Origin of the sequence: Desulfobacterium sp. N47, from assembly GCF_051233685.1 — a bacterium.
GTDB lineage: Bacteria > Desulfobacterota > Desulfobacteria > Desulfobacterales > RPRI01 > RPRI01.
The window spans coordinates 1-8800 of record NZ_JBAMMY010000235.1 but is presented as its reverse complement, the minus strand read 5'-3'; the positions used below and the strand labels follow the sequence as shown (position 1 = coordinate 8800).

At 39.2% G+C, this 8800-nt stretch carries 7 protein-coding genes; 2 read left to right on the top strand and 5 right to left on the bottom strand.

Annotated features, from left to right (window positions below; all coding sequences use genetic code 11):
• A partial coding sequence (locus tag VXK47_RS15155) for a MotA/TolQ/ExbB proton channel family protein (protein WP_435549627.1) occupies positions 1-181 on the top strand: 181 nt, incomplete at its 5' end.
• Positions 182-206: 25 nt separating this feature from the next.
• On the opposite strand, the gene VXK47_RS15150 is transcribed toward VXK47_RS15155, so the two are convergent.
• On the bottom strand, positions 207-1133 hold the full coding sequence (locus tag VXK47_RS15150; protein ID WP_435549626.1) for an alpha/beta hydrolase family esterase: 927 nt from the start codon (positions 1131-1133) through the stop codon (positions 207-209).
• A gap of 58 nt (positions 1134-1191) precedes the next feature.
• Entirely contained in the window at positions 1192-2769 is a 1578-nt protein-coding gene (locus VXK47_RS15145; protein ID WP_435549625.1) for a class I adenylate-forming enzyme family protein, read from the bottom strand.
• 443 nt (positions 2770-3212) lie between these two features.
• Between VXK47_RS15145 and gatB the strand changes: the two genes are divergently transcribed.
• Positions 3213-4646 (top strand): Asp-tRNA(Asn)/Glu-tRNA(Gln) amidotransferase subunit GatB, encoded by a 1434-nt coding sequence (gatB, locus tag VXK47_RS15140; RefSeq protein ID WP_435549624.1) that lies wholly within the window; start codon positions 3213-3215, stop codon positions 4644-4646.
• A 160-nt stretch (positions 4647-4806) separates the two neighbouring features.
• Here gatB and VXK47_RS15135 read toward each other — a convergent pair whose 3' ends face one another.
• From VXK47_RS15135 to VXK47_RS15125, 3 genes are all read right to left on the bottom strand, one after another.
• Positions 4807-6003: an O-antigen ligase family protein gene (locus VXK47_RS15135; protein WP_435549623.1), complete on the bottom strand. Its 1197-nt coding sequence runs from the start codon at positions 6001-6003 to the stop codon at positions 4807-4809.
• Positions 6000-6977 carry a glycosyltransferase family 2 protein gene (locus VXK47_RS15130; RefSeq protein WP_435549622.1) on the bottom strand — a complete coding sequence of 326 codons (978 nt, stop codon included), beginning with the start codon at positions 6975-6977 and terminating at the stop codon, positions 6000-6002. Before VXK47_RS15130 ends, VXK47_RS15135 begins: the two co-directional genes overlap by 4 nt.
• An 82-nt stretch (positions 6978-7059) precedes the next feature.
• The gene (locus VXK47_RS15125; RefSeq protein WP_435549621.1) at positions 7060-8268 is read right to left on the bottom strand and encodes a thiolase family protein; all 1209 of its coding nucleotides are present in this window, start codon (positions 8266-8268) and stop codon (positions 7060-7062) included.
• Positions 8269-8800 lie beyond the last annotated feature (532 nt).

Genomic DNA, 8800 nt, shown 5'->3' with positions numbered 1-8800 from the left:
AAGAAGAGCTATTAATTCCGAGATAACGGGTCTGACACAACTGGTTCCTTTTCTTGCAACAACCGGAAATACTTCTCCTTTTATAGGGTTGTTCGGTACGGTTTGGGGAATCATGAATTCATTTCACGGAATCGGGCTGAGCGGGCTTCCGTGGAAAAAAGGGATACATCGGGAAAACTGACAGATTATTGGTTTGTTAAAATAAGTTATGTGCATACAGGCAGTTTATAATCTTTGAAGAATTGCCATATGATCTCATTGGCATTAAGATTTATTGCAGTTTTGCCATAAGCTTTTGCCGGAAAGAACCTTGGTCTTCCAGGCCAGGTGTGTCCGCCGCCCTCAATTCTGTAAAATATTACTTTTGCTGCTTCTTGCCCTTTTCCGTAAATATAGCACTTAACAAACAGGCCGGATGGGTCCTTTTCCAGGTCAGTGCAGGCAGGTTCACAATCGCAGCAGTTCTTATTTATCCACCATTGAATAAATTCTTCCGCAGATAAACTGGAACCCCGAAACGTACCTGCAGTTCCGCCTTCGTAATATGCCAATTGATCTGCTGTGCCATGAAAATAAAGAACCGGCACCGGACGCTTGGGTTGCCACTTTTTATCCATATCTTTAACTATGGTTCCGGCAACAGAAGCAATCGCTGCTATCTTATCCGAAATTGCAACTCCGAGAAAATTTGCCATGCCCCCGCCGTTGGAATATCCTGCAACATAGACACGACGATGGTCAATGTCCGCACTTTCTGTCAATTTATCAATCAATGCCGATATGAATTTCACATCATCTACTTCCGGAACCCGGCTGTCATTCCAGTATAACCTGCCTTTGTATATTCCTATTGCATCGGGATATACTACTACAAAATTATTGTCGTCAGCCGTATCGGACAATCCTGTGATCCGTTCCATCTGAATGCCGGTCATTTGCCCGCCATGCATCATAATAAACAATGGCAGGCGTTTACCGGCCTTAAATCCCCTCGGCATATGAACACGATATGTCCGCTTTCTTTCATCAATTATCATAGTACAGTCATAATTTCCGGGAGATTTGAAATCTATTCCGGAAGATCCGGTAGAAGCAGAGCTTACATCCTGGCCAATAATATCTTTTTGCGGCATATTGATTTACCTGCTTTAAAATTTTATAGGATTTGCGGTTTAATCCCGGCATAAAAAATTACAAAATACTTTCCTGACTTGTCATTGCGTATTGTTCTCTGAGCACGCGTTTTAGCTTTTTGCCCGAAGTTGAAGACGGGATCTCATCAATAAAGATTACTTGTTTAGGCTTCTTATGCGATGCAAGTTTATCTTTCACATAATCGATAATATCCTGTTCGCTTATTTCGGCATTTTTTTGGGCAACCACGTAAGCAACAAGTCTTTCTCCCCAATTAACATCCGGCACGCCGATTACCGAAGCATCGTATATCTCCTTATGGTTGAGCAGCACTTGTTCAATTTCGGCAGGATAGATATTAACACCGCCTGATATAACCATATCAACATCCCTGTCTGCTATGTAGTAATATCCGTCTTCATCCATTCTGGCCATATCGCCTACGGTAAAATAGCCGTTATGGTAATTTGATCGGGTTGCTTTTGTATTTTCATAATATCCGCCAAGCAAAAAAGGGCTTTTCACATATATTTTTCCAGTTTCTCCGGTCGGCACTTCGTTTTTGTCAGAATCCAACAGCCTGATATCAACTCCAGGAGCTGCCTTTCCGCAACTTCCCGGTTTTTTTATCTGGTCTTGTGGCAGCAGATATGTCACGCAGCTAAGCTCGGTTCCCCCGTACATCTCATAGATCTTGTCATTTCCGAAGATTTCAACTGCTTTCTTTTTAAGGTTAAACGGGAAAGCTTCTCCGGTAACTATTATCAGACGAAGTGATGAAATATCATAACCGTTTAAAGTCTCTTGGGGCAGATTGCAGATTCGGTTCAGCATGGTGGGCACAACAAAAGTTGTGGTAACCCGGTGTTTTTGTATAAGTTCAAGAAAATTTTTTGCATCAAATTTTGGCATAATGACTACAGTATTGCCGAAAAGAAAGGAGCAGGTGGCAAAACTCAAAGGTGCAGTATGACATAAAGGACCTGCCACAATATGTATGTCGTCAAAACCCCAGCCGGTTATGAATGCATATAAAAGCATTATATTCAGCCTGTTTTCGCTGTTTCTCACAACGCCTTTCGGCCTGCCGGTTGTACCTGATGTATATATAAGAGAAGATGCCATCTCATAACCGGAATTATTGATTGAGGGATAATTATCAATATCGGAATAAATCAGATTTTTAAATTCTACCGCATCCGACTGCCCCGGCCCGTTCAGGCAAACATATACTATTTCATGATTTTTGATTTTGTCTTTTATGCCTGAAACTATATTTTCAAATTGATAATCGTAAATCAAAACCTTTGATTTGGAGTCATTAACGATATGGGCAACTTCATCTTCTTTGAAACGATAATTGATAAAAACAGGAGTTGTGAAAATCTTGCCGCAAGCATGCCATATATATATTATTTCTGGACAATTGGACATAAGAACCGAAATCCGGGAGCCAGGCTCAGCACCAAGCTGCAATAAAGAATCAGCTAAAATATTACCGGTTCTGTCGAGTTCTTTATATGAGATGGCTATGTCATTGCTGATAATTGCCGTTTGTTTAGGGATTCTGATTGCATGTTTTGCTATCCCAAGTTTTTCGGTATCGATGTTATTTATATAATCTTTAATATCCATATAATTAAAAAAACCTTTTTATGTTAACGCTTTTATATTATTAATAGATATGAAATCAACTTGGAGATTGTCAAGAAAAACCCAAAATCCGCGATTGGTTTGCACAAATTTATTTTATAGGCATTTAAGAATTTCGTGCTCATTATAAACTTTTGTAAAGCGATGCAACATTGCCATGAAAAAGGGGAAAAGCCACTTAACTTATGACCTTATAGCTTGACACTATAATACCTCATCTTTATATTTGCAAAATGAGACTTTTGCATAATACCTTCTTAAGGCCGGTTGCCGGGCTCAAATTTCAATCCCCGAAATACTTCAATTTATTTCTGTGGTTGAAATTATTGCCTTTCTTGTTCCTGACCAAAATCGGGTATTCTTCAAAAGTCCTAAAAATAAAATCTATAGGCAACTTCGGATAATAAAACAAGGAACTTAATAATATGGAATTTGAACCGGTAATCGGGCTTGAAGTTCATGCCCAGTTGAAAACCAATACAAAAATATTCTGTTCGTGTCCTGCTTCTTTTGGAGCACCACCTAATACCCACACTTGTCCTGTCTGCCTCGGAATGCCCGGCGTGCTTCCTGTGTTGAATAAAAAAGTTGTCGAATATGCCATACTGATGGGAATAGCCACAAAATGTACAATTTCGAAATTCAGCAGGTTTGCCCGGAAAAATTATTTTTATCCGGATCTTCCCAAAGGATACCAGATTTCCCAGTATGAGCTTCCCATTTGTGAAAATGGCTATATAGATGTTGATGTTAACGGTTTAAAAAAAAGAATCGGGATCACAAGAATCCACATGGAAGAAGATGCGGGAAAGCTGATACATGATCCGTCCCGTCCTTTTTCAATGGTGGATTTTAACAGAACCGGCGTCCCTCTTATTGAAATAGTAAGTGAGCCGGATATAAGATCATCTGAAGAAGCAGTCGCCTATCTGAGGAAAATAAGGTCCATATTAAGATATCTTGATATCTGTGACGGAAATATGGAAGAGGGAAGTTTCAGATGCGATGCGAATATTTCCATCCGCTCAAAAGGAAGCGAACCTTTCGGAACAAGAACCGAACTTAAGAACTTAAATTCATTTAAAAATGTTGAAAAAGCAATTTTATACGAAATAGAAAGGCAAAAAGATATTGTATTTGACGGCGAAGAGGTTATTCAGGAGACAAGACTCTGGGATCCTGAGAAGAACAATACCGTCTCCATGAGAGGCAAAGAAGATGCGCATGATTACAGGTATTTTCCCGATCCCGACCTTCTTCCTCTTTCAATAGACGATAGCTGGATAGCAAAATTAAAAAAAGAACTGCCTGAACTGCCTGATGAAAAAAAAGAACGTTTTGTTTCAGAATATGGGCTTCCGGAATATGATGCCGATGTTTTAACCGGCGCTGTCGAACTTGCCGGGTATTTTGAAGCCTGTGCAAAAGAATTTCAAAACCCAAAGCAGGTAAGCAACTGGATAATGGGTTCGCTTTTAGGACTTCTTAATGCAGAAGGCAAAACTATAGAGCAATCTCCCATAACCCCTTCCAATCTTGCAGAATTGTTGAAACTTATCGATCAAAATATAATCAGCGGCAAGATTGCAAAAACGGTTTTTGAAGAAATGGCAAAATCCGGAAAACCACCGCAGGAAATAATTAAGGAAAAAGATCTGGTACAGGTTACGGATGAGGCCCTGCTTGAAGATATCGCTGTAAAATTAATATCATCATGTCCTAAAGAGGTTGCGGAATATAAAGCCGGCAAAACAAAAGTGATAGGATTTTTTGTAGGAAAAATCATGAAAGAAACAAAAGGAAAAGCAAACCCTGAAATAGTAAACAGGATATTAAAAGATAAATTGTCGGCTGACTAATAGTATTTATAAAACCATCAACAGTGGTATCAAATAAGAGAGGCCTCTTAGAAACTGAGAGAAAGACGCGTACCTGATTCATATGGGCTTTTATCGTTTTTCCCGTGGAATGATTATTTTTCGATCGGAAGCAGCAAAAACGCAACAAGGTTTAGTTGCGCTAATCTAATACGGCTCCTTTTTTCTCTACTGCCGCTTTTTCGATACGCAATAAGGCAAGCAAAATACCTGTAAAAAACCAGAAAGAAAAAGAAAAATATCTCGAAAAGAAGCTTTCATTGATCAGGCAAATGAGAAAGACAAGAGCAGGCCACAATCCGATATATTTTATATGCAGATCGAGAGTATTGTTTTTTAATAAGCCATTCAATCTATACATAAGAAAGATGAACCATGTTAAAAAAGCAACGACACCCATAAGTCCGAAAGCATAAAAGAGTTCAACCGGTATCATATGAGGGAAGGTAAAAGGATAGTTGATGTGATCAAACTGAATATATTCAGATTTAAATACCCCCGGTCCTCTCCCGATGAGCCAATCTGCCATCCAAAACTTTGCTTTAATCAGAGCAAGAGTCTGGCTCCAAATAGTCCAGCGCAGCTCTGTATTGCTATCAAATATTGATAGTGCTCTCATACGAAGAGTTTCATCGTAAATAAAAAGCAGTAATGTTACGACACCAAAGACAGCAAGGTATTTTAGCGATTTTATTTTATCAGGAACATAGAATACTATAATTAACAATACTATGCCGACAGCAATTAATGGGGCCCGCGTCTTTGAAAGCATCAGAGCTGCACCTAATATGAGCAAGCTGACCTCATATGCATAAAAGGACAATTTCGAAGGTTTTGCGAGCAATTTGGAAATGGCAGCCAGTATCCCTATGCCGGACCACAATGCCAGATAAAAGGTATTATAAAAAAAAGAGTGTGCTCTTGTATCTATACCTTTTAAACAGAAAAGCTGATAAAATGCATAAAATGCTGCCATGAGTGCGCTTGCCATAAAATAGTGAACGATTCTATCTATCCGCTTTTCATCATGGCCCGAAAAGTCAAATAATACCATACAAAGAGCGATGCCCTTTATACAATACATGACCGAACCTCTACTCACATCAGGCTGCTTCGAAAAAATAACGGATATCACTATTGTACCTATAAATACCAGCAGGAAATAACCAGATGGCGGCATCACCACACTATCTTGCCGTAGTATCTTTCCTGATAACCATATAATAATCAATGACATCCAAAGCTTGTTGAAGAATCCTAAATTAAGAGGGAATGCGAATATGAGCAAAATGATGTTCAACTCGATCAGATAATCTATAAAGCGGCCATACTGCTTCATGCTGCCTTGCCTTTAATCTTAGACAAAAGGGAATAGTAAAACAGCTTTGCTATATAATTTCTTGTTTTTAATGCTTTTCGGAAAGCATCTTTCAGTTCGGTAATATCTATAGGAGTCTTAAGGGAGAGCTTTATGAATTTTATATATTCACTGCATAGGTATCTTTTTATTGTTTTTTCATATATTTTAACATCATGCATTAACAGCTTCTCCAAAGCCATTATTTTTTCCCTTCGGATCTCTATTTTAAAGGCAGGCGAAATAGATGTATTACCCGAATGCTTTCGATAATACATCACCGGTTCATCAAGATAGGCGATTTGTGCGTAAAGTGCTAATTGATACCAGATGGTGACATCTTCCGAATACTGAAAATCCTCATCGAATCCATCAAGCTTTTGAAATATTGATTTTCTGAACATCCCGGAAGGGAAAAAGATTTTAGCCCTTCCTTCAATTAAATCCTTTACTGAATGCTCTGAACTGCTGTAACTTTTTTTCTTCACTCTCAGGCGTATGTTCGTCTTTATATTGTTGTCGATAATATATGCATCGGCAAATACAACATCAATTCCGGGATGCCGTCTAAGATATTCAACCCTTTTTTTTATACTTCCCGGCAACAACATGTCATCTGAAGCAATTTCGCAGATATATTCTCCGTGCGCTAATTTTATGCCCTGATTTAAAGCTTTGATAAGTCCTTTGTTAGCTTTAGTTATATATCTAAAACCAAACGGATGCTTTTTAAGAAGCGCTTCAATTATTTTACCGGTATCATCGGTTGAGCCATCATTAATAACTATTAAATCTATATTCGCATAATCCTGGTCAAGTATACTTGAAATGCAGTCGGAAACGTATTCGGCGTGATTGTGCGCGGGGACTATAATGCTGACCAAAGGCTCATCTTCTGAAGTTTGCTCAATCAGGTCTTTCCGGAAGACATTTTCTGATGTCGGTTGCTCTTTCATATTAGAAATTGTACTTCCCCGCTATTTCATGTGGCAGATCAAAGTTTTAGTTTACCAGCAATAAATTATCTTGATTCAGGTCTTATTCTATATCTCTTGTCCATAGAGAAGCCATGGCCGGGCCACCGCCAACACATAGTGACGCCCCGCCCGTCATCAAATCCAGCCGTTCCATTTCATAATATAATGTTACGATAAGACGAAGCCCCGTGCATCCCACGGGATGGCCTAATGATATGCCTGACCCGTTATGGTTATGCTTTTCTATATCCAGTGTAATATTGTAGTCTTCCTCAAGCATTCTTTTTACACCAAGCATCTGAACGGCAAAGGCCTCATTGATTTCCCAATAGTCGATATCCTCAAATTTCATGCCGGCCTGGCTTAGGCATTTGGGGATTGCAACCGCCGGCCCAAGCCCCATAATCTCGGGAGCAACCCCTTCCGTGCATACATTGATAAGTTTCATAAGGGGTTTAATGCCAAGTTCTCCTGCCTTTTTTTTTGACATAATAACGGTAGCCGCCGCCCCGTCGCAAATGCCTGAAACATTGCCGATAGTAACCACACCGTTTTCTTTAAAGGCGGGTCGCAATTCGGACAGGCTCTTTACAGTGGCGTTTCTGTCCACATGTTCATCCGTATCAAAAAAGGTTGATCCTTTTTTGGACTTTATTTTTATGGGAAGAATTTCTCTTTTGAATTTTCCTTCATCAATGGCCTTCGCGGCCCTTGCATGACTCAACACAGATAATTCATCACATTCTTTACGGGAGATATTATATCTTGCACCGATATTTTCAGCGGTTAATCCAACATGTCCCGGAACCAGTTCATCGACCAAAGCATCATGATACATGTGATCTTCGATGGTTCCCTGGCCCATTTTGTAACCTTGTCTTCCTTTGGTCATAATATAGGGTGCATTTGTCATGCTTTCCACAGCAACAATCAAGGCGATTTCAGTTTTACCCAGCATAATATTGTGAGCTGCAATCTCAAGGGCACGCATTCCCGAAGCGCAATTCTGATTCACAGACACAGCACCGCTTCGACCGGGAAGACCCAATCTCATGGCGACCTGACGTGCAGGCAAAGAGCCCTGAAGCGCTGTAAAAATCTGCCCCATGCATATCTCATCAATCTGATCCGCAGGTACGCCGGATCTTTTTATAGCTTCTCCACCGGCAGCAATTGCCAGATCTCTTGCCTTAACCTTCCGGAGGCTTCCTAAAAATTCTCCGATCGCTGTTCTGCAGGCGCTTACAATTACAACTTCTTGAAGCTCCATGGTTTTTGTTTTCCTCCTGTGAGTTTACCGGTGTTTATTTTTAACTTGTTCCACTTAAAAACCATTAATCTATGCTGTTTATTCACAGATTATTGCCCAATAAATTTTTGTTTTTATAATTACGGTTTGCCCGGCCGTATTTTCCAAAAATTATCATAACACTTTTTCCTTTCAGTTAACCGACTATGCTTGATAAGTCAAGCCTGCTCTCGACTCATGTTTTATAACGAATGCTAAGAACCTGTCCTGTTTGAGAAATAGCCGGGCATAAATACATGATATTATTTTATGCTTTTTTTGATATAAAACAAGTTTTGCATAAGCTTTGGGTAGAACTTATTTGCTTTTATATAACTATTGAAGTAGAGAAAAGATAATATTGTAATTTTTTTCAGTAGTGTCCGGTTAAGTTTTTGCATGTTATATGGGATAAAAAAATTATAAAAATGTTTATTTTTTGCTTGACAAAGCAGATAAAAAATTTTTGTCGCCTTGTTATAAATTATAATTATAACAAGGAGTTAAGACAAAA